Raw genomic sequence first — 21,659 nt, forward strand, 5'->3', positions numbered from 1 at the left:
CCGCTGCCGCAGTCCCTGTGCTGCGTCCGTCGTTCACCACAACCTGAAAAATACCCCCTGGGGTAGAGGAGGTTTGCTGATGCGCCACACGGTGCGCGAGGTGACCGTGGAAGAGCTGGACGCCGCACGCGGAGCGGGTGCTCAGGTTCTGGACGTCCGCTCGCCGCAGGAATTCGCAGAGGGCCATGTTCCGGGTGCGGTGAACGTGCCGCTGGAGGACCTGCTGGCAGCCCCCGCCGCCTCGGCCGAGGAAGGTGCACACGTCGTGTGCCGTTCGGGACGCCGCAGCGCCGAAGCGGTCGGCGCCCTCGCCGCAGCCGGCGTGAACGCCGTCTCCGTCGCGGGCGGCACGGTGGCGTGGATCGACTCCGGCCGCGAGATCGAAGGAGGAGAGCAGTGACTGGCACCGCAACCGAACGGGGAACCGGGACTCCGGCCGGTGGACTCACGGTGTCCACCGTGGCGACGTCCTCGCTGGGCGACCGCAGCTATCTCGCGTCGGACGGCGCCGTGGCGGTGGTCGTCGACCCGCAGCGCGACGTGGACCGGATGCTCGCCGAGGCAGGCCGCATGGGCGTGCGTATCGCCGCGGTGCTCGAGACGCACGTGCACAACGACTACGTCTCCGGCGGCCTGGAGCTCTCCCGGCTGACCGGCGCCGAGTACGGGGTCTCCGCGGCCGACGAGGCACCGTTCCCGCACCGGCCGCTGCACGACGGCGACGTGCTGGAGATCTCCGGCCGCATGCGGGTACGCGTCGTCGCCACGCCGGGGCACACCTTCCACCACCTCTCCTACGTGCTGGAGGGCGACGATGGTCCGGTCGGCGTGTTCACCGGTGGGTCCCTGCTGCTGGGCACCACCGGCCGCACCGACCTCCTCGGCGAGGAGCACAGCCACGAACTCGCCCGCCACCAGTACACCTCCGCCCGCAAGCTCGCCGACCTGCTGCCCGACGGCGCACAGGTGTGGCCCACCCACGGGTTCGGCAGCTTCTGCTCCGCCACGCAGGCGGCCGGCGACACCGCGGACATCGGGGAGCAGCGGCGCATCAACCCGGCGCTCACCCTCGCGGAGGACGAGTTCGTCGAGCAGACACTCGCCGGACTCGACGCCTACCCCGCGTACTACGCCCACATGGGCGTCCGCAACGCCAACGGGCCCGCCCCCGTCGACCTGCGGCAGCCCGCCACGGCCTCGCCGCAGGAACTGGCCCGCCGTCTCGCTGCGGGGGAGTGGGTCATCGACCTGCGCCACCGGAAGGCGTACGCCTCCTCGCACCTCGCGGGGATCGTCAGTCTCGGCCTGGACGGCCCGATGGTCACCTGGCTCGGCTGGATGATCGAATGGGGCGCGCCGATCACGCTCGTCGGCGAGACGAGCGAGCAGGTCGCCGAGGCGCAGCGGGAACTGGCCCGCATCGGCATCGACGACCTGGCCGGGGCCGCCACCGGAACGCCCTCCGAACTCGCGGCCGAGCCCGCCCAGTTGCGGGAGGAGCCGACGGCGACCTTCGAGGACCTGGCTGCCGCCCTGGACGGCCGCCCCGGCACGCTGCCCGCCCCGGACGTCGTGCTGGACGTGCGTACCCACAACGAGTTCCGGTCGGCGCACGTGAAGGACGCCGTGCACATCCCGCTGTACGAGCTCAAGGAACGTCTCCCGGAGCTCCCCGAGGGAGCCGTCTGGGTGCACTGCGGAAGCGGCTACCGGGCCGCTGCCGCGTACTCCCTGCTGGAGCAGGCGGGCCGCACCGCGGTCGCGGTCGACGACCTCTTCGCCTCCGCCGAGGGAGCCAGCGTGCCCATGGCGGACGTCTGACGCTCCGCGACCGGGTCACCCGCCCGTCCGCCCCGCTGCCGCACGCCGCGCCCGGTGGGCGGGTGACCCCTGCCGCCCCGCCCCGTTGCCCGTACGAAACGACAAGAGGTGATCAGCATCCTGGCGGTGCTCTTCGGAGCCGTCATCGGACTCACCCTGGGACTCCTCGGAGCCGGTGGTTCGATCCTGGCGGTACCCGCCCTCGTCTACGGTGTCGGGCAGCCGCTCGACTCCGCCATCCCCACCTCCCTCGCGGTGGTCGCCGTCTCCGCCCTCGGCGGCGTGCTGCCGCGGGAGCGCCGCCGGGCGGTGCAGTGGCGCATCGCCCTCGTCTTCGGCGTCGCCGGTATCCCCGCCGCCTTCGCGGGCACCGCCCTCGGCCGACTCATGCCGCAGCGCTGGCTGTTCCTCGCCTTCGCCGTCCTGATGACAGTGGTGGCGATCCGGATGCTGCGCGGCGGTGACGAACCCACCGGCGCGTGCCGCACCAAGGACGGGGGCGTCGACTGGCGCAGCTGCCTGCCCAAGAGCCTGCTCGCCGGCGCGGGCGTGGGTGTGCTGACCGGACTGTTCGGCGTCGGGGGCGGATTCGTCATCGTTCCCGCCCTGAGTCTGCTGCTCGGCCTGGGCGCCCAGGCGGCCGTCGCCACGTCGCTGGCGGTCGTCCTGCTCAACGCCGTCGCCGGCCTCGCCGCCCACGCGAGCACCGTGGGCAGCATCGACTACTCCGTGCTGGTGCTCTTCGCCGCTTCCTCGCTCGTCGTGTCACTGGCGGCCGCGCGCCTGGCACCGCGACTCCCCGCCGCGACGGTGCGCCGCTGGTTCGCCTACGTCGTCCTGGCGGTCGCCGCGGCCGTCGCCGTGACGGCGCTGTGGGCCCCCTCGGTACTGACCGGCTGACCGTCCGGAGCGCCGGACGCGACGGCACTGCCGGCCGCGCACCGTGCGCGGCCGGCAGCACTGCGTTCGCGGCGTCAGTCCGTGCCTGCGGAGTCCTCGAACCAGGCGTCGAGGACCTCGTCGAGCTGTGTGGTCCACTCCTCCAGTCTGGTGCGGGACGCGGCCTGCACCTCGGCGTCGAACCGGCGGTGGTCCGTCGTGCCGACCGCCACCTCGAAACGGCGCCCGAAGCGCGAGGAACCGATCTCGACACTGCCGATCTCGCTCCACGCGAAGCGGGCCTCGGTCTCGTCCAGACGGAAGACGATGCCTTCCCCGTCCGCGGCGATCGAGCCGCGGTGGTCCGACACCTCGAACGACGGGCCCTCGGGCGGCGCGTCGTCGCTCTCGCCGCTCTCCGTTCCGTCCTCGCTTCTCTCCTCCTCGTCCACCGCGTCGGCCACCGGATCAGCCGGTGCCGCCGCGGTCTTCTCCGGCTCGTCGGACTCGACCGGGTCGAGGCCCGGGATGTGGGTCGGGTCGGTGCCCGCACCGAGCACGACCGGGCTGGGGGTTTCAGGACGTTGCTCCACGGCGCCCCAGTATGGCCCCTCCACGGGCGAGCACGCCCACCAGCCCCTGCCGTGCCCGCCCTTCCCCGGCGGAGCGGGCGGCCCGGGCGTGTCCTGCCGGCGCCGTCGGGCCCTGCCCGAGTCAGCGTGCACGGGCCGCGTTGAGTGCGTCCACCGCGGCCTTCGCGTTCCCCAGACTCGCGAAGTCGACCGCGACGAAGTTCACCGGCCGGCCCCGTTCCGCCCGGCAGCGCCGCGCCCGCCTGAGCACGAAGTCCCGCGCGTTCACCCGAGCGGCCTCGATGCGGCTCCCGCCGCCGTCCGTGACGAAGTGGTTCATGAGGAACAGCCGCTTCCCGGTCCCGCCGCGATTCGGGAGGCAGTTCATCTCCTCCGGGGAGGAGAACGCGTACGGCGTCTCCATGCCGTAGCGGTAGAAGTTCCGGTACCACCGCGCGGGGCCGTCCTCCCGCTCCGCGAACACGACCAGACGGTCGTTGGCCTCGACCATCTCGCCCAGCGTCGGCCACGGAGCCCGGGGATCGTCGTCCGGGGTGTACAGCAGGTGCTTCAGCCCCGCCCGCTCGAAAGCGGAACGCGTCTGCTCGCCGGTGATGCCGTCCTGCACGATGAGCGTCACCACCTCGCGCGGATGCTCCGCCATCCAGTCGCCGATGGTGCGCAGGGTGCCGACGAGCGGGCTGGCCCCGCCCCTGCAGACCGCGTGACACAGCCACAGCCCCGGTCGGGTCGGGCCCGTGCGGCCGACGGCGTCCGTGATCCGTTGCTGCATTCCGGGCCCGAACTCCGACAGCTTCAGGCGCCGCGTGATCTCGTCCGGCCGCTCCCAGGTGTGCGTGTCGAGCAGCAGCGCCCGGGCGCCGTTGTCGAGCTGGCTGGTGATGTTCCCGTCGTGCAGCGGACTGATGAACCTGTCGGCGGTCGTGGACATCGAGTTGTGCGTCGCCAGGTACGCGCCCTGGTCGTACCGCAGGTCGCACAGTGCCGCCGAGCCGTTGCAGTACTCCGGGTCGGTGTCGCGGGCCGCTGCCGGAGCCAGCGCCACCCCGAGCACGACCGCGGAGGTGGTGAGCACCGCCGACCCCACCAGCACCGCGGTACGGCGCCGGATCGGCAGCGGCCGCGGGTTGCGGCGGCGGGCCCACAGCGAGCACCCGCCCGCCAGGACGGCCCCGACGAGCAGCGGCGTGCCGGCCGCCACGACTCCGGCATCGGCGAGGGTGTGCAGCCCGTTGCCCTCCAGATCCTCCACGAGGGCTGCCAGCGACGGCGGCCACGACGCAGGGGCACGCCACACCAGCTCGTCCGCCCACCAGCCGAGAGCGGCGAACAGCAGCGCCGACAGCGCTCCGCCTGCCCCGATGATCCAGCCCACGGCCCGCAGCCGGCGCGTCCTCCCCGGGGGACCCGAGAGCCACAGGAACACGACCGACAGGACGCCCAGCAGCACCGACAGGGTCTGCGCCGGCCCCATCGCCAGGCTGACCGCGTCACGTGCCGAGTCCAGCGCACGCAGGTCCACGCCGGCGCCCCGCAGGTCGCGGACCACGTCCCAACTGCCACCCTCGGTGAGGCGGACCAGATCCCGCTTCCCCTGCTCGCTGCGGTCCTCGACCCTGCTGCCGGGCAGATGCGGTCCGACGACGGCGAGCGCGGTCGCCACGTCGCCCACCTCGAGAGCCCTGGAGACCTGCGGGCGCAGTGTCGCCCGCTCACGGTCCGGAACGCCGGACAGCAATACCTGTGTCGCCTTCCGCGCCGCCGGTTCGCTCAGTTCCACGTGCGGCAGGTCCGCAGGCCGCTCGCCCGCGGCCACCCGGTCCAGGGCGGCGTCGATCCGCGCCAGCGTCGCCGCGAGGTCGGCGTCGCTGCGCTCCTCCGGGCGCCCGGAAACCAGGCCGCCCAGGTAGACCTGCGCCAGCTGGTCCACGTTCGCCAGTACCGGCTTCAGATCCACCGACACCGACAGAGTGTCGGACTCCCCGCGCAGGTAGCCGAGCACACTGTCGATCTGTCCTCCCGTCAACTCCCGCACCGTGACCGGCGGCAGCACGATCTTCAGATTCGCCGTCACCACCGCCTCCGGCACCGGCAGACTGGCCAGCAGCCCCTGCGTCACCGGCCGCGCCTCCGGATCGACGAGCACCTCGTCGTACAGGCGGTCGTACGCGCGTTCGTCGTCCAGGACGCCCTGGTAGAAGCCGCGCTCCAGGACCGTGCTGCGCAGTGTGCCCGCAGTGGCCAGGACCATCACGCACAGGATCGCCACCGTGTACGCGAGCGCACGGGCGAAGGGCACCCACCGCGCCGACTGCCATCCTCTTCGCGGGACGAGCCGGGAGAGAGTCGCTCGTACGACGGAGGATGCGGCACGCAACGCCGTCCGCCGTTCGGGTTCCACGGCACGGGTACTCATGGGGCACGACCCTAGGCGGACCTCGCCACCGCAGGGAGCCCGCCACCCGCACCGCGGCGCAGTGCCGCCCCGTCGGCCGATCGGCCGCATGGCGCAGGCACGCCGTGGCATGCGGGTGGCCGTCCCCGCAGCGGCTGCCCCGGACGGCGGAAGAGGGGCAGACTTGGAGTGACAGCCCGTCGGAGTCCGGAGTGCCCATGCCAACGCCCCGACGCGGACCGGACACAGCTCCGGTTCCGTTCAGCCGTCCGGTCGCTGCGGTGATCGAGGCGGACGGCACCGTGGCGTTCTGGAGCCGTGAGGCGGCGGCGCTCCTGGGGCACGACGCCCGTGACGTGGTCGGCACCCCGGCACGGAACCTGCTCTCCGGACGGCACTATGCCAAGGACGCCGAACCGCAGGGCGGCGCCCCCGGCGGACGGGTGCTGCGGCTGCGGCACCGGGACGGCGGCATCGTCGACCTGTGGGTGCGGCTGCTGCCGCTCAGCGGCACCTCAGCCGTCCTGGCGCTCGGGATGACCGTGGAGGAACTGGGAGCCTGGAGCGACACCACCTCGATGGGGCGGTCGATCCTCGGCCAGGACTTCTGGCAGGTCGCCCTGCTCGGCCCCGACCTGCGCGTCACCGGAGCCAGCCCGGCCGCGCGGTCCGGCCGCAGGCTCCGACCGGGCGAGGAGGACCCGGCCTGCCGGATGGCCCTGCAGGAGGGCGAAGGAACCGGCGCCGACCTGCTCAAACAGGTGATCGAGACCGGGCGCCCCATCACCTCCCACGTTCTCAGGGAACCCCGGCCCGGCCGGCACGACACCTACTACGCCCTGCGGGCCATGCCGCTCCACGACCTGAAGGGGCAGGTGAGCGGTGCCCTCACCTCACTCGTCGACGTCACCGACCGCTATCGCTCGGCACGCCGTCTGGACATCCTGTACCAGGCCTCCCGCGTCAGCATGGGCAGCCTCAACGTGGAACACACCGCTCAGGGCCTGGTGGACGTCCTCGTGCCCGCTCTCGGAGACCTCGCGGCCGTCGAGATCGCCGACGCCACCCTCCGGGGACGCGAGCCGTCACGCAGCGTGCACGGTCTGCGCGGCGACTACCGCAGGATCGCCGCCAAGAACGCCCACGGCCCCTGGCCCGCCGACCAGGTCCAGCCTGGCCAACTGCTGCCCCCCGTACCCGACCAGCCCGGATTCCGCCGACTCGAGCAGGGAGAAGTCCTCGTCGCCAACGACCCCCGGGAGTACCGCGACTTCCTCGGCGGAGCCCCCCGCGGCAACGAAGTCCTCCCCGAGGGCCTCCGCGCCTCCATCGGCGCCGCCATCGTGGCCCGAGGCTCCGTACTGGGCTACGTCCAGGTGTACCGGACGCGCCAGCAGCAGGCCTTCGACGGGCAGGACGCCAAACTCTTCAAGGAGATCGTCGGCCGCGCGGCCCTCGGTATCGACAATGCCCGCCGCTACACGGCGGAGCACCGAACCGCCGTGATGCTGCAGAACAGCCTGCTGCCTCCGGGGTCCGCCACCACCTCGGCCGCCGAGACGGCGGGCATCTACCTGCCGGCCCAGGGCGAAGCCAGCGTCGGCGGCGACTGGTTCGACGTCATCCCGCTCTCCTCGCTCCGCACCGCACTCGTCGTCGGCGATGTCATCGGCCACGGCCTGCGCGCCAGCGCCACCATGGCGCGGCTGCGCACGGCCGTGCAGACACTCGCCGAACTCGATCTGGGGCCGGACGAGTTGCTGACCCGCCTCGACGACCTCGTGCAGCGCATCGCTCTCGAGGCGGAACATCCCGACACCACCGGCGCCTCCTGCCTGTACGCCGTGTACGATCCCGTCACCCGCCGTTGCAGGATCGCCAGCGCCGGTCACCCCGCCCCCGTGGCCGTGCTCCCGGACGGCACCAGCAGGGTCATCCCCGTCATTCCCGGTCCCACTCTGGGCGTCGGGGGCATGCCCTTCGAGGTGACGGAGACCGAGCTGCCGCCCGGCAGCGTCCTCGCCCTCTACAGCGACGGTCTGCTGAACCCGCTGCGCGACACCTACCGCGACCCGGAGCGGGAACTCGCGGTGCGCCTTGCCGATGTCCACCGCCCCGGACGCGGACTCGACGAGACGGGGCAGCACTGTGTGCGGCGCATCCGCTCCGGTCTGGAGCGCACCGAGGACGACGTCACCCTGCTCCTCGCCCGCACGCGGTCGATCGCCGACACCGACGTCGCGCAGTGGCGCTTCCCGTCCGACCCCGCCGCGGTCGGCCGCGCGCGCGAAGCCGCCATGGACACCCTCCAGGGCTGGGGCATGCCGGACCAGGCCTTCGCCACCGAGCTGGTTGCCAGCGAACTCGTCACCAACGCCGTGCGCTACTCGGACGGCCCGATCGGTCTGCGCCTGATCCGGGACCGCGTCCTGGTGTGCGAGGTGACCGACACCAGCGACAGCCAGCCGCGGCTTCGGCGTGCCCGCAGCACCGACGAGGGTGGCCGGGGCCTGTTCCTCGTCGCACAGGTCACCAACCGATGGGGAAGCCGGTACGACACGTCAGGGAAGACCGTCTGGACCGAGCAGAGTCTCGAACGGGAATGAGGACCGGCGCAGGTCCCTCCGCGAAGGCTCCGGCGTGTCACGTCTCGTCAGGCCGCAGCAGCGCCTCGAGGGTCAGGCGGCGCGCGGTCAGGGCCTGCGCGGTCTCGCTCAGCCGGGACCGTGTGCGGACCGCGTGGCGGCGGAGAATTGCGGCCGCCTCCGGAATGGTGGTTCCCGCGTACTCGGCGATCATCCCCTTGGCCGTCTCCAGGGTGACCTTTGCGGCGATGGCGTTCTGCACCCGCGTGAGGATGTCCTCCTGCGTCGTGGGCTCCTGGGACCAGTGCAGCAGAGCGAGCGCGGCGGTGTCCGCCAGGGCCTGGGCGAGTTCCCTGTGATCGGGGGAGACGTTTCCGCTGCGGGTGTGGAACAGTGCGACCGCACCGAGCGTGCGGTGCCGCAGGCGGAGCGGGACGGTGTGCACCGCTCGATAGCCGGCGTCGAGCATGGCGTCCGAGAAGACGGGCCAGCGGTCCCCGTCCTGCGAGACGTCGGGTATGTCCACGTGGTTCCCGGTCAGATAGGACGTCCGGCAGGGACCGTGGCCGTCCTGGAGCCGGAGGAGTTCCAGCAGGTTCGCCTCGTCGCGGGACGCCGCCATGGTCCGCAGCACACCCCGTGCGTCGGCCATGAGGACGGCGGCCGAGTCGACCTCCAGCAGCTCCTCGCAGTTCCCGACCAGGCGGTGGAAGAGATGCAGCGGGTCGAACTGCTCGGACAGGGTGTCGGCCAGCCCCACGAATGCTCTCGCCAGCTGCCGTTCGCGGCTCATCGTCGCCTCCCGTGACCGGTCCCGTGCCTGTTCCTCAGTCATTACCGGTGACGTCCGTTCTGCGGTTGACGATGTCGCGGGCCAATTCTGTCGCCGTCCTTCCCTCCGCGAAGGCGCGGGCCCGCAGCAGAGTGAGTGCCTCGTCGATGTCCACGCCCAGCCGCACCATGATCATGCCCGTTGCCTGGTGCACTTCCTCGTGCCCGGCCTCGGCGTCCGCCAGCCACGCCATGTGCTCCTCGGTCACCGAAGCATCGCGGTCCAGGGCCACCAGGGCAAAGGTGGCCACGTCGGCCACGGTCAACGCGACGCGTTCCTCCCGCACGCTGAGCGGCCCGGGCTGCCTGCGGTACATGTCCAGTGTCCCGAGGCCGGCACTCCCGCCTCCCAGGGGCACCGAGAAGACCGCGTGGGCGCCCGACCGCAAGGCCTCCGCGGTGAACAGGGGCCATCTCCGGGCCGGGGGGTCGTTCACGAGGTCGGCCACGAACACCGGGGCGACGCACGAGCAGGCCTGACAGCTCGGGCCCTCACCCAGCGTGTACTGGATCTCCGCGAGCCGGGCGGCGACGGAGTCCGTCGCGCAGAGCGTGGTGTGGGTGTCGGCACCGCTGCCCGAGACGGACAGCGAGATCCCGGACACCGGGAGGATCCGCAGGCACGATTCGCACAGCCTCCGCAGTGACTCCCGGGGCGAGGGCGCGCGCAGGGTTTCGGCGAGGGTCTCGGCAAGCCGGCGCGCGTCGGGAGGGTCGCCCGGGGCACTGCCCCGGCCGTGCCCGCCGCCGTCGTGCGTCACGCGGCTCCCCCTCTCGTTCGACGAAGTGCGGGGGATCCGGGTACCACCCCACCGGGACGCTCATTCTCCCCCGGAGGCACCGCGCCGCCGCAACGGTCCGACCCTGCGGTCCGGACCGGCAACGACCACACGGCGAGCAGATGTTGACCCCCTCGGGTGATTCTGCCATCACCAGCACCCTTGTCCCTGACGGTGCGTCCGCCGGGGAGGCACCGGAGAGGGAGGAGAGGGGGAGGTGTGTGTCCCCGCAGGGCCGGAGCGCCGACGGGAGGGGCCCGAGGCGGGCGCCCTCGATAGACGGCACGGACTCCCACTCACCCCTTCGGGGCGCATTCCCCGCGTCGGCGTGCCCGCAGGCCGTTCCGTCGCGGACGATGGGGCATCCGGACCCCGGACAGGCGGGTGACGGCATGTCACAGCCCACTCCGTGGTCCGTACGGGTGAACTCTCGCGCGCGACCGCGCAGGAGTTCGCCTGCGTCGTTTGACCATTGAGGGCGGCGGCATGGAGGCTGCCCGCAATCCGACATGTACGGCAGTCGCCGGTACGGGTGAAACGGTCCGTCCGGCCCTGTTCCGGGAAGGTTGAGCCATGGCCGAAGAAACGTTGTATCCCGTCAGCGCCGATGTGGTGCGCCTGCCGGGACAGGCCAGAGGCTCGGTGTGGTTGCTGCGTCCCGAGGGGGAGATCGGCAGTGCCGACCATCCGCTGTTCACGCTCGCCGTGCAGCCGCCACCCGAATCCCGCGCCGTAGCGATGGACCTGACGGCCGTCACCCTCATGTCCGTTCGGGGGCAGGGCGGGCTGCAGCGCTGCGCCCGCCAGGTCGCCGCCTCGGGGCGCACGCTCCACCTTGCGACCGCCGACTCCCGACTCGTCCGAGCTCTCGAGTCGCGGGGCGTGCTCGACGCGTTCGACGTGCAGCCCGACGTGCAGAAGGTGTTCGAGTCCTGTGCTGCCGGAAGCTCCGTCCCGGCCACCTCCGCCCCGCCGATCGGGGGGCCGCCGGTACCGGCGGTGTGGTTCTCCGACGGCTCGGACGCCGGAGCCGGCACCGGCCCGGCCGGCGCCTCGCAGGAGCTTCACGCGCTCCGCGCGGAGGTGAGGAATCTCCGTGCGAAGGCACGCACCCATCCGCTGATCGACCAGTCCTTGGGCGTCCTGATGGAGCGCTACGGGCTGCCGGGCCCCAGGACCGCATTCGAGCTGCTGCGCAGGTGCTCGCAGGCGTACAACGTGCGGCTCCGGACCTTGGCCGCCGCGCTGGTGGCCGATCCGCGCGGCGAACTGCTCACGACCGCGGTCGCCGAACCGCCGCCGCGCCTGTCGTTCCTCGAGCACGACGACGCCGTCGTCAACAGCGGGCTCGTCGTGAACGCGGTGCTGCAACGCACGCTGGACATCGTGGGGACGGGGCGGGGGAGCGTACAGCTCGTGGACCCGCTCACCGGCGCGCCACGCGTGGAGGTCTACGAGGGGCTCACCGAGGAGGTGGTCGACGTCCTGGACCGGGGCGGCCGGGACGGCGACACCCCCGGCGCGCTCGCCGTGCGGTGCCTCGCCCGGGTGACCGTCACCGATCTGCACGCCGACCCTGGGTTGCCGGACCGCGCGAGCGGGGTGCTCCTGGCCGCCGGGTGCCGTGCGCTGCACTGCACTCCGCTGACGGACGGCCAGGGCGCCGTCGTGGGAGTGGCGGAGGCCTACCTGCCCGGCCCGGGACGCGTGCTGGCATCGGGCCAGGCCCGGGCCCTGGACGAAATGGGTGCGGAGGCGGGCCGGTGGCTCACCTGGCACCGCAACACGGTCGTCCGCGACGCACTCAAGTACCTGCACGTGCGGGCACCCGGCTGCCGCGACGGCGTGCCGGGGTAGTCCGTCCGAGCGGTGCTGTCCGCAGACACCGACGAGGGGGCCGCGGTCCGGCGTTGCGGCCCACCGCCGGCAACGGTGCTGGACAGGCGGACATCACCGGGAACGTGGCCGACGACTTGCGGCTGCGGTGCGGGAGGAACACCCGAAAGGACGCGTCGTGCTGAGCGCCGTGTGCGTTGCGGAGCTCGACGAGTCTGTTAGCGTGCCGACCGCTGCTCACTGAGAGTGCCGATGGTGCTTCACAGAGTAGCTGTACGCGTGTTCGGAAAGTGCACGAAAGGTACGTCATCAGCCATGCGCAAATTGCAGTACATCGTCGTGGCCGCTGCGGCCGTCGGCGGTCTGATGGGTATGGGCGCCGGAACCGCGGTGGCCCACACCGACGGCACCACCAGTGGTGCGCCGTCGTCCCGGGGGGCCAGCCAGGCCGCCTCACAGCAGCAGGCGTCTCCCCGCGGGGAGACGACCTCGGGTCAGGTCACGGAGCAGCAGGCTGCCCCCGAGCAGCAGACGACTCCTGAGCAGACCTCGGAGCAGGAGGCCGCGCCGCAGCAGCAGGAGGCCCCGAAGGCCGAGGAGCAGGCCGCTCCCGAGCAGGCTCCGCAGCAGCACGAGGCCGCGCCGCAGCCGGCGTCGCGCACCCCCCACGCCACCTCGACCCGCACGAACTACATCAACCAGCCGGTGATGCAGTGCAACCCGCGGACCCTGGCTCAGGTGAACATCCCGATCGCCATCCTGCGCCCGGCGCAGACGAAGGGATTCACCTGTCAGCAGGAGACGGTGGCGTTCAACCGCTACTGAGCACCATTCGCTGAAACGGGTGTCGCGCGGCCCTGGTATCGGGGGTCGGCGGGCGTGCGGGTTCGCGTCGGTCGATCGGGCCGTGAGCATTGTTCAGGCGCCCGGCCGGAAATCCGGCCGGGCGCCACTCCTTTGCCCCGCAACCATTCTGCTACTCCCTTGCGGTCCAGGCTTGTTGCATGCCTCATTCGGACTATTTCCGCTAGCCGAGTGGGAGTTGAATTCACGTCTTCCGCAACGGCGTGTCCGGTCGCCGCTTTTGTCGTGTGGTCTCCATCATGGAGTCGTCTGATCGCGGACCCACGTCCGCGGCAACACTCTGAGAAAAAAGGAGAACGACATGCGCAAGATCCGCGCCGCCGCGACCGTCGCGGTCATGGTCGCCAGCCTGGGCACGATCGGCGCCGGCAGCGCCTTCGCCGGTGGCCACATGCCCGGTTTCGAGCAGGACAACGACGCTGCGTGCAGCCAGGCCGTGAAGCAGAACAGCGCGAGCCTGCTCGGCGACGTGAACCTGGGCCTGGGCCTCGGCCTCCTCGGCCAGGGCAAGGGCGAGGCCTCGTCCGACCGCTCGGTCAACCTGGCCTGCGAGATCGACCAGGAGAACGAGATCGACTGACTCGTTCCACGAGTTGTTGAGGGCTAAGTTCCTGTTCGGTTGAAGTTCGGCTCGGGGCGGCTTCTCCTTCCGGCAGGACACAGACCCCCGGTCTTCCGTCGATTTCCTGGGAATTCGACCGGACCGGGGGTCTGCTCGTAAGGATGATTTTCCCGATCCTCGGTCACTGCTCGCGCTGTACTGTACTCTCCCGGCGCCGGAAAGGGCCGGATCGCCTTTCTCCCCACGGGATTTCAGGTCCCGGCCGGAGATGCACTCCTCAGGGTCGGGACAACGGCCCGAGAAGGCGAACACCTGCGGCGGAGCGCTACCCGGCCTCGAAGGCGGCCACGTCGTCGAGCCTCGACCCTCGCGGCCTGCGTGGACTGCGATCCGCGGCCCCTTCTCCGGAACGGTTCTCCGGCCCCTGCCTCTCGTGGACCGGCGCCCGGTGGGCGACAGCGGGGCCGGCAGACGCACCGCAGGACGTGCACCGGCCCCGAAATTCGCCGCCGCTGCCGCGGCGGCACCCACGGCCGTGTCAGGCCGGAAAGGAATGCAGAGGATGAAGAGGAACAGAACCACAGCGCTCGCCGTACTGCTGGGCGCGTTCGCCCTGTTGGGTACCGGCCTGGCGCAGGCGCAGCAGGAGGACGCACCCGACGCTCCCTCGTGCACCACGACCGAGCACGGCTTCCGGTGCGTCCGTCACGTCGAGCGGACCTACACCACGGAGGGCCGCGAAGCGGAGTCCTCCAGCAGTGTCAGCTGCTCCGCAACGGTGGAGATCCCGCAGCAGGACGCCATGCGCCGGTCGACCGCTGCGGAGGAGGACGCCACCGAGGCGGACGCGGCACAGGCGCCGGAACAGCGGGAGCAGGTCAGGGAGGACACCACGATGGAGTGCTCCGGCGACTCCTCCCGCTGACAGCCCGAACGCACTTCGGAGGGCCTCCGGCCGGCGGTCCGCCCCGGACGCCCTCCGAAACCGCCGCACCCGTCCACGGGGACTCCCATCCCGCGGGGCGGGTGCGGTGCTCAGCGCGCCTTGGTCTCGATAAAGAGTCGGCAGGTGGGATCGCGTGATGCAGCGCTGTTGCGCTTGACCGGCCTCCCGCACGTTCCTGGCGGCCGGGACCAGAGACTCCAGGAATGGGCTCGGCGTCCCGTGCCAGAAGAGGTTCAGGCTGTCGCGCGCTCGTGTGGCAGCGACGAAGAGGAGCGAGCGGGCCCGCTGAGGAGGGGCGTCCGCTCGGGTCGGCCTGTCCGGTCGAGGTCCGACCGCCGCCTGGCCGGGCGCAATGCCCGACCGCACTCGGGCGGCAGGTCTGCATAACGTGGATGCGCGCGTGCGGCCCCAACGCCGAGGCCGGCATGCCATCGACGACATGTGGGGCACGGTGACCGACATCAGCGAAGTAGGCGTATTCCTCGGCCTGGATGTGGGCAAGACCGCGCATCACGGCCACGGCCTGACGCCGGCAGGGAAGAAGGTCTTCGACAAGCAGCTGCCCAACAGCGAGCCGAAACTGTGGGCCGTCCTCGACAAGCTCCGCACCAAGTTCGGCACTGTCCTGGTGATCGTGGACCAGCCCGCCTCCATCGGCGCCCTGCCCCTGGCGGTCGCCCGGGATGCGGGCTGCCAGGTCGCCTACCTGCCCGGGCTGGCGATGCGGCGGATCGCTGACCTCTACCCCGGTGAGGCGAAGACCGACGCCAAGGACGCCGCCGTCATCGCCGACGCCGCCCGCACCATGCCGCACACCCTCCGCGCCCTGATGCGGGCGACGAGACCACGGCCGAGCTGACCCTCCTGGTCGGCTTCGACCAGGACCTGGCCGCGGAGGCCACCCGCACCTCCAACCGCATCCGCGGCCTGCTCACGCAGTTCCACCCCAGCCTCGAACGCGTCCTCGGCCCCCGCCTGGACCACCCCGCCGTCACCTGGCTGCTGGAGCGCTACGGCTCCCCGTCCGCCCTGCGCAAAGCCGGCCGGAACAAACTCATCGAGATCATCCGACCCCAAGCCCCCTGCATGGCCGAACGGCTGATCAACGACGTCTTCGACGCCCTGGACGAGCAGACCGTCGTCGTCCCCGGCACCGGTACCCTCGATGTGATCGTGCCCTCGCCGGCGAAGTCCCTCGCAGCCGTCCACGAACAACGCCGGGCGCTGGAGACGCAGATCGAAGCGCTACTGGAGGCCACCGCCGCCCACCTGGCCTGCTACGCCAGCCTCGCACCGGCAACCAAGTCCTCCGGGACCTCCATCCACGGCGAACACGCCCCCAGAAGCGGCAACCGGCAGCTCAAACGCGCCATGTTCCTCTCCGCCTTCGCCGCCCTCCACGACCCCGACTCCCGGGACTACTACGACCGCTGCCGAGCCCGCGGCAAGACCCACACCCAAGCCCTCCTCCGCCTCGCCCGCCACCGCATCAGCGTCCTCTTCGCCATGCTCCGAGACGGCACCTTCTACGAACCCCGCGTCCCAGCCACCGCTTGACCAAAGACATAGAGGGACCCCGCAGCGCGTCGAGCCGGTGCGAGACGAGCCGCCTGGCGAGACGGGCACCGCGCCTGGTGGAGGTGAAGATCATGGCCTGGCACTCGGGCGAGGTGATCTGGTCGTTGGTCGCACCGAAATTCTGGCTCCGCGACCCCCTGGTCACTACCACCTGTGGCTGTACGGACGCCCTCTGTGCGAGACTCGACAGGCCGACGAGGGGGGCACCACGGTCAGCGGGGCGGTTCTCGCGATCTCCGCGCCGCCCTCCGGAACTGGTGAGGCGCGGCCGGAAGTTCTCGACGTGGAGTTCGAGGAGACGGCCAGGCGTGGTCTCAACCTGGACTCGGCATCTTCGTCGGACGCGCCCTGCGCCGTGGGTCGGGTCAGGCCGCGTGAGTCGTGGTCGGCTCTCCGGATCAGGGGAAGCGCGGGGTCTCCTCGGCTGCAATGCCGCTCTGTGTACCGGTGGCGTGATGAGGGGCTGAGTATCGTGCGAGCATTCTGGAACGTCCAGCCCTGCGGTGCCTGGCCTCGGCCCTTGCCGGGTAGTCGGTGTGTGCGATGAGCTGCGCTGAATGAAGCCGCCGACCGGCTCGCCAGTCGAGTCGGCGGTCGCCATCGCGAGTCGTCAACGGGGGATCACACGTGACCGTGCCATGTACGTCTGTCGACCGGTCGACAGACGGGAGCCTGCCGACCCGGACTGCGATGACCGTCGGTCAACTGCCTGTCGGCGACGAGTGCGACGGTGCAGTGCTTTGAGAGCCGTGGTCACTCTTGCGGCACCTCATTCCGATGCCCCCCTCCCGACCTGGGGATGGGTGCTCTTCGGTGTGCTCGGCGTATGGGGAGCCATCGCACTGACCCTGTCCTTGGTCGAGGAGGTGAGGGGGCGGAAGGTTCCGGTGGGGACTCAGAAGAGAAAGTTCACTGAGGACTTGCGTGCGGTGCCCATCGACAGGCGCGGCTGCGTGCGACTCAGTCGCGGAAGATATCCCAGCCTGACGGAACCAGAAGCGGAGCGCCTCGCAGCGGAATCCGGGTTCTACCGGCAGAAGTTCGACACGAAGGCAGGAACCTGGTTGTTCCGGCCAGAGCGCGACCCGGCAGAGGTCGGCACGCCCATTCCGAAGCCTGACACATCTCCGATGGGAGAGCGAGGGGACGGGGTTTCGTCTCGCCCACGGAACACGGAGGGGAGGATGATGGGGGGCACGTTGCTCCTCCTCGCCGGTGTCGCCGCCGCCCTCGCGCATATCACCAACTGGCTCAACGGGAACATGATGGAGTACATCGAGCTGGGTGACGGGCCGTCGCTCATGGCGACGCACGTCGTCAACGTTCTGGTGCTGGTGTGGGGTATCCGGATCACATTCACGCCTCCCAAGCGGTAGTTCCGTGCTGTGAAAGGCGCTGAGTTCTGACTGATCCAGATAGCCATGGAGGGGGAAAAGTCGAGCTCCAGCTTTCAAGTTGATCTTGATGAGTTGCGCAGGTTGAAGAAGAAGCCGCAAGTCAGCAGGGAGCGACTTGAGGATTCGCAGCCGGACTGGGGGGCGGTGGGGGATCAGTGGGAGCAGGTGGGCGAGGACTTCTCCACCTCGCCGTGGCAGGACGTCGCGGGCCCGGAACGGTGGGACGATTCCGACTGGCAGTGGGACGGGCCCCGGCCGAGCTCGAGCAGGGCGGAGAGCAAGGGGACGGACAGGGCCAGGGCGACGGGAGAAGTGACCGGTGGGGCTGGGATTCGATGACGTTACCGGCGCCTTCGAGAAGGGCGCCGAGCTCGCCGGTGAGGGCGTCGAATGGGTAGGGGACAAGACAGCCGACGGTCTCGAGGAGGTCGGCCTCGACGGCGCAGCCGAAGGTGTCCGGGACGCGAGCGAGTGGTCGGCGGACACGCTCAGCGCCGACGTCGCGGAACGCCGACTGGGCGAGACGGAGGACCCGAAGGAGATCATCCACGGCGACGTGGAGAAGCTCACCGACCGTGGAGAGCACCTGCGGGACTTCTCCAAAGCCTCCGACCTACCCGGGGCGGTTCAAAAAGCGCCGCCCGGCGCTGCCGGCGGCCGCTCGCCCTTGCTCCGCTGCTCCCGCGCCACTCGGCTGCTGCGGCCGTGCGAAAGGGCGGCGCCGGGCCCCGGCGGGCTCGGCGCCGCCCCCTGCGGCGATCGGCCTGACGGCCCGTCCTCAGGACTGCGGACGGCTGCCGTGGTTGGCGCCGTTCTTGCGGCGGGCCTTCTTCTTGCGGCGACGCTTCGACGACATCGCGTTCTCCCTTCCCCTGCGGGCCTTCGGTGCCTCCCGGAAGGGGTACTCCAGGTGGTCACTCACTGTCCCACCAGGGGTATCACGTGCCCCCTCGCAGGCGCGAAATTCGCTGCGGGAGGCATCGGGCGGCTCGGTCACTCGCGTTCCAGCGCGATCTCCTCCAGATCGAGTTCGCGCATCACGCGGCGCATGACCTCCTCGTCGATGCGGCGTTCGTCACGGAGCCGTACGAAGACCTCCCGCTCCGCCGAGAGCATCTCGCGCCGCAGCCTCCGGTACACGACACTGGGCCGTTCCACGCCGCCGGGTTCGGACCGCCCCAGGCGCTCCCAGGCGGCGTTGCTGCGGGCGCGTGCATGGCGCCGCAGGGTGTCCAGCACCGAGTCGTGCGCGGGCAGATCCCCGGCGAGTTCGTCGAGGCGTTCCAGTGCAGCCTGGGCGGCCGTGTGCTGGGCCTGGGCCTCGTCCAGCCTGTCCGCGTACTCCTCGCGCCCCTCGACTCCGAGGCGCCGGATGACCGCCGGCAGCGTCAGGCCGTGCAGCAGCAGCGTGGCCACCGTGACGAAGAAGGCGAGGAAGATGATCTCCCGGCGCCCCGGGAAGGCCGCCCCGGAGTCGACGGCGCGCGGTACGGCGAACGCCGCCGCGAGCGTCACCACCCCGCGCATGCCCGCCCAGGACAGCACCGCCGCCTCCTGCCAGGGAGGCGCCGGCCCCCGCGCCCGCAGCCCGGCGGACACCCGCCGCGGCAGGTACGTCGTCGCGAAGATCCACGCGAACCGGGCGACGACGATCACGACGGTCAGCAGCGCGCCGACGGCCAGCATGTACGGCAGCCCGCTGTCGAGCTCCACGACGATGCCGCGCACCTGGAGTCCGATGAGGGCGAAGACGAACGCCTCCAGCACCGTGTCCGCCGCCTGCCACACGGCCGCGTCCTGCAGCCGGGAGGCGGCCCCGACCTCCGGGGCGTGGTGCCCCAGGTAGAGCCCCGCCGTCACCACGGCCAGCACGCCGGAGGACTGCGCCTCCTCGGCGACCAGGTACGTGCCGAACGGCACGAGCAGCCCGGCGGCGCTGGCCAGGTTTCCGGGCAGGAGGCGGCGCGCCCGGTGCACCGTCCAGCCGACGGCCCAGCCGATGCCGGCGCCGCCGAGCGACGCCACCGCGAAGATGCCCAGGCCCTGCGGCAGCGTGTACCCCGCGCCCACCGCGGAGGCCACGGCGACGCGGAACGCGGTGAGCGCCGTGGCGTCGTTGACCAGGCTCTCGCCGCTCAGCAGCGTCATCAGGCGGCGCGGCAGTCCGAGCCGCCGCCCGATGGAGGTGGCCGCCACGGCGTCCGGCGGTGAGAGGACCGCTCCCAGGACGAGCGCCGCGTCCAACGGCAGCCCGGGCACCAGCCACCAGGCGCCCGCACCGACCGCCAGCGTGGTGAACAGCACCAGCCCGACCGCGAGCAGGCCGATCGGCCGCAGGTTGTCCCGGAATCGCAGGTAGGAGCTGTCGAGGGCGGCCGAGTACAGCAGCGGCGGCAGTACGAGCAGCAGCACGATCTCCGGGTGGATGCGGTAGTCGGGCATGCCGGGGACGAACGACAGCGCGAGACCGGCGGCCACCAGCAGCAGCGGCGGGGAGACACCGACGCGCCGCGCGAGCGCCGACACCGCGAGCGCTCCGGCCAGCAGCGCGATCAGCGACAGGCTCTCCACGACTGGCTCCTCACGACACGGGCGGCACGGTGGTCGTACCGTTTAAACATGGCCGCTTGCCAGGATCTTGCTGACGCGCCGGAGGGCGTGACCCCGGCGCCGCCGCTGGACGGCTGCGCCGACTGCCTTGCGGAAGGGCGTCGTGACTGGGTGCATCTGAGGCTGTGCCTCGACTGCGGGCACATCGGCTGCTGCGACAGTTCGCCCAGGCAGCACGCCAGCGCCCATTTCTCCGAGGCCGGCCACCCCGTCGTCCGCTCGTACGAGCCGGGCGAGGCATGGCGCTGGTGCTTCACCCACGCGGTACTGGGCTGAGACCGTCCGGTTCGCCCGGGGGCGGGTGCACGGGTGTCGTTTGCGTCCGCCCGCGCAGGTCACCCGGTTCCGGCCGGACCAGCCGCGCGGAAGGAGACGGCCATGCGTCGGACCGGAGCGGCCGCGGCCGCCGTGACCGTACTGCTCGGACTGTGCGCGTGCGGTGGGGGCGGCGACGGGAACGGGCCCAGCGTCGCCGACATCCGGACGGCGTTCGACAGCGACGAACCGGGCACCGTGACGGGCGAGAAGACCACCCTCACCGGCACCGTCACCCAGGTGATCTCGACATCGGCGTTCCAGCTCTCCGAGGACGACCAGCCGCTGCTGGTGCTCACGAAGAAGAACGAGCAGGTGCCGAACGAGGGCGACGACGTGCGGGTCCGCGGTACGGTGCGGGAGTTCCACGCCTCCGACGCGCAGGACCGGCTCGACGAGCGCCAGGCGGACCGGCTCGGCGGGCAGCGGGAAGGCGATCCGTACCTGCGGGCCACGTCGGTCGAGCCCGACGGCGGCGGCGGATACTGACGCGGACCCGCGTCGTGCGGCGGGGCGACGTCCTCGACGAAGGGTGCCGTCATGGCCGAGCCGCGCACACCGTCGGCGAACCTCCCTCCCACGTCCGCGGTGCGCCGTCCCCGGGCGCGGGACCTCGGTCTGGTGGTGGATGCGGGCGAGCCGGGGCGGCACAACGCGCTCACCGACGTGCCCGGTGTCGCCGTCGGCCACACCACCCTCGCCGCGCCGCCCGACGTCCACACCGGCGTCACCGCCGTCGTCCCCTCCGGGATCGGACCGGCGCCCGCGGGGCGGCTGCCCGCCGGGCTCTTCACCGGCAACGGCTACGGCAAGCTGGTGGGCGCCACGCAGATCGCGGAGCTGGGGCAGCTGGAGTCGCCGGTGGTGCTCACCTCCACACTGTCGGCGTTCCGTGCTGCGGACGCCGTGGTGGGCTGGATGTTGGCGCAGCCCACCCACCGGGAGGTCGAGTCCTTCAACCCGGTCGTGGGCGAGTGCAACGACGGCTGGCTCTCCGACATCCGGGCACGCCCCGTCCGTGAGGAGCACGTCCTCGCGGCGATCGAGCAGGCGTCGACCGGGCCCGTCGCGGAGGGCTGCGTGGGAGCCGGCACCGGCACCTGCGCGCTCGGATTCAAGGCCGGCATGGGCACGGCGTCCCGCCGGGTCCGGTTCGGCGCCGGCAGGACGGCGACGCTCGGTGCGCTCCTGCAGGCCAACTTCGGTGGCACCCTCCGCGTGGGCGGCACAGAGGTGGAGCCGCCGGGGCCGGGGCCCGCGGACGACGGCTCCTGCATGATCGTTGTCGCGACCGACGCCCCGCTCGACGCCCGTCAGCTCGAACGGGTCGCCCGCCGCGCCGTGTTCGGTCTGGCGCGGGCCGGTGCCTCCTACGGCCACGGCAGCGGCGACTATGCGCTGGCCTTCAGCACCCGCCGGGCCGCCGCTCACACCGCTCCTGCCGGGCCTGCCGCGGCCGGAGTGCCGCTGCCGGACACCGACCTCGACCCGCTGTTCCGCGCCGCGCTCGCGACGGTGGAGGAGGCGGCACTGAATGCCCTGTGCGCGGCGACCACGACCACGGGCCGCTGGGGGCGCACGGCGCGCGCGGTGCCGTACTCGCGGCTCCGCGACCTGGCCCGCGGCGCGGTGCGGGGACCTGCCCCTCCCGGCAGGTGACGCACCGGG

The 21,659-nt window shown here is 71.8% G+C and carries 18 protein-coding genes and 2 pseudogenes; 14 read left to right on the forward strand and 6 right to left on the reverse strand.

From position 1 onward, the window contains the following. Window positions 1–79 precede the first annotated feature (79 nt). From ACL06G_RS18905 to ACL06G_RS18915, 3 genes are all read left to right on the forward strand, one after another. Window positions 80–400 (forward strand): rhodanese-like domain-containing protein, encoded by a 321-nt coding sequence (locus ACL06G_RS18905; RefSeq protein WP_412787402.1) that lies wholly within the window; start codon window positions 80–82, stop codon window positions 398–400. Then, a complete protein-coding gene (locus tag ACL06G_RS18910; RefSeq protein ID WP_412836382.1) occupies window positions 397–1,821 on the forward strand; it encodes an MBL fold metallo-hydrolase in 1,425 nt (474 codons plus the stop codon). The genes ACL06G_RS18905 and ACL06G_RS18910 overlap by 4 nt, the downstream gene beginning before the upstream one ends. A gap of 108 nt (window positions 1,822–1,929) precedes the next feature. Further along, entirely contained in the window at window positions 1,930–2,721 is a 792-nt protein-coding gene (locus tag ACL06G_RS18915) for a sulfite exporter TauE/SafE family protein (RefSeq protein WP_412787404.1), read from the forward strand. Between the two features lie 74 nt (window positions 2,722–2,795). Here ACL06G_RS18915 and ACL06G_RS18920 read toward each other — a convergent pair whose 3' ends face one another. Together ACL06G_RS18920 and ACL06G_RS18925 are read right to left on the reverse strand one after the other, a co-directional pair. Then, a complete protein-coding gene (locus ACL06G_RS18920) occupies window positions 2,796–3,293 on the reverse strand; it encodes a hypothetical protein (RefSeq protein WP_412787405.1) in 498 nt (165 codons plus the stop codon). Window positions 3,294–3,414: 121 nt separating this feature from the next. Further along, a complete protein-coding gene (locus tag ACL06G_RS18925; RefSeq protein WP_412836383.1) occupies window positions 3,415–5,709 on the reverse strand; it encodes a phosphoinositide-specific phospholipase C-related protein in 2,295 nt (764 codons plus the stop codon). 260 nt (window positions 5,710–5,969) lie between these two features. Here ACL06G_RS18925 and ACL06G_RS18930 point away from each other — a divergent pair, with 260 nt between their 5' ends. Further along, window positions 5,970–8,294, forward strand: a complete 2,325-nt coding sequence (locus ACL06G_RS18930) for a SpoIIE family protein phosphatase (RefSeq protein ID WP_412836384.1) — start codon at window positions 5,970–5,972, stop codon at window positions 8,292–8,294. Window positions 8,295–8,331: 37 nt separating this feature from the next. Here the strand turns inward: ACL06G_RS18930 and ACL06G_RS18935 are convergent, their stop codons facing one another. Together ACL06G_RS18935 and ACL06G_RS18940 are read right to left on the reverse strand one after the other, a co-directional pair. After that, window positions 8,332–9,108 carry a GAF and ANTAR domain-containing protein gene (locus ACL06G_RS18935; protein WP_412787408.1) on the reverse strand — a complete coding sequence of 259 codons (777 nt, stop codon included), beginning with the start codon at window positions 9,106–9,108 and terminating at the stop codon, window positions 8,332–8,334. After that, complete coding sequence (locus ACL06G_RS18940) at window positions 9,101–9,865, reverse strand: GAF and ANTAR domain-containing protein (protein WP_412787409.1); 765 nt, start codon at window positions 9,863–9,865, stop codon at window positions 9,101–9,103. Before ACL06G_RS18940 ends, ACL06G_RS18935 begins: the two co-directional genes overlap by 8 nt. A gap of 591 nt (window positions 9,866–10,456) precedes the next feature. Between ACL06G_RS18940 and ACL06G_RS18945 the strand changes: the two genes are divergently transcribed. The 7 genes and pseudogenes from ACL06G_RS18945 to ACL06G_RS18975 all read left to right on the forward strand — a co-directional run. Further along, the gene (locus tag ACL06G_RS18945) at window positions 10,457–11,740 is read left to right on the forward strand and encodes an ANTAR domain-containing protein (protein WP_412787410.1); all 1,284 of its coding nucleotides are present in this window, start codon (window positions 10,457–10,459) and stop codon (window positions 11,738–11,740) included. Between the two features lie 294 nt (window positions 11,741–12,034). Then, the gene (locus tag ACL06G_RS18950; protein ID WP_412787411.1) at window positions 12,035–12,544 is read left to right on the forward strand and encodes a hypothetical protein; all 510 of its coding nucleotides are present in this window, start codon (window positions 12,035–12,037) and stop codon (window positions 12,542–12,544) included. A 340-nt stretch (window positions 12,545–12,884) separates the two neighbouring features. Next, a complete protein-coding gene (locus ACL06G_RS18955) occupies window positions 12,885–13,163 on the forward strand; it encodes a hypothetical protein (RefSeq protein ID WP_412787412.1) in 279 nt (92 codons plus the stop codon). A gap of 544 nt (window positions 13,164–13,707) precedes the next feature. After that, entirely contained in the window at window positions 13,708–14,070 is a 363-nt protein-coding gene (locus ACL06G_RS18960) for a hypothetical protein (protein WP_412787413.1), read from the forward strand. 460 nt (window positions 14,071–14,530) lie between these two features. Then, window positions 14,531–15,648, forward strand: a pseudogene (locus ACL06G_RS18965) (transposase). A 1,205-nt stretch (window positions 15,649–16,853) separates the two neighbouring features. Next, window positions 16,854–17,045 carry a hypothetical protein gene (locus tag ACL06G_RS18970; RefSeq protein ID WP_412787414.1) on the forward strand — a complete coding sequence of 64 codons (192 nt, stop codon included), beginning with the start codon at window positions 16,854–16,856 and terminating at the stop codon, window positions 17,043–17,045. 340 nt (window positions 17,046–17,385) lie between these two features. Continuing rightward, window positions 17,386–17,670, forward strand: a pseudogene (locus ACL06G_RS18975) (putative T7SS-secreted protein); the annotation flags it as partial. A 174-nt stretch (window positions 17,671–17,844) separates the two neighbouring features. On the opposite strand, the gene ACL06G_RS18980 reads toward ACL06G_RS18975, so the two are convergent. Both ACL06G_RS18980 and ACL06G_RS18985 read right to left on the reverse strand, forming a co-directional pair. Then, complete coding sequence (locus tag ACL06G_RS18980; protein ID WP_370443954.1) at window positions 17,845–17,922, reverse strand: 50S ribosomal protein bL37; 78 nt, start codon at window positions 17,920–17,922, stop codon at window positions 17,845–17,847. A gap of 137 nt (window positions 17,923–18,059) precedes the next feature. After that, on the reverse strand, window positions 18,060–19,637 hold the full coding sequence (locus tag ACL06G_RS18985; protein ID WP_412787415.1) for a Na+/H+ antiporter: 1,578 nt from the start codon (window positions 19,635–19,637) through the stop codon (window positions 18,060–18,062). 48 nt (window positions 19,638–19,685) lie between these two features. Here ACL06G_RS18985 and ACL06G_RS18990 point away from each other — a divergent pair, with 48 nt between their 5' ends. From ACL06G_RS18990 to ACL06G_RS19000, 3 genes are all read left to right on the forward strand, one after another. Beyond that, window positions 19,686–19,952 (forward strand): UBP-type zinc finger domain-containing protein, encoded by a 267-nt coding sequence (locus ACL06G_RS18990; RefSeq protein ID WP_412787416.1) that lies wholly within the window; start codon window positions 19,686–19,688, stop codon window positions 19,950–19,952. Window positions 19,953–20,054: 102 nt separating this feature from the next. Continuing rightward, a complete protein-coding gene (locus tag ACL06G_RS18995) occupies window positions 20,055–20,480 on the forward strand; it encodes a hypothetical protein (RefSeq protein ID WP_412787417.1) in 426 nt (141 codons plus the stop codon). 51 nt (window positions 20,481–20,531) lie between these two features. Then, on the forward strand, window positions 20,532–21,650 hold the full coding sequence (locus tag ACL06G_RS19000; protein WP_412787418.1) for a P1 family peptidase: 1,119 nt from the start codon (window positions 20,532–20,534) through the stop codon (window positions 21,648–21,650). Window positions 21,651–21,659 lie beyond the last annotated feature (9 nt).

The sequence above is a fragment of the Streptomyces callyspongiae genome, from assembly GCF_047200695.1.
GTDB lineage: Bacteria > Actinomycetota > Actinomycetes > Streptomycetales > Streptomycetaceae > Streptomyces.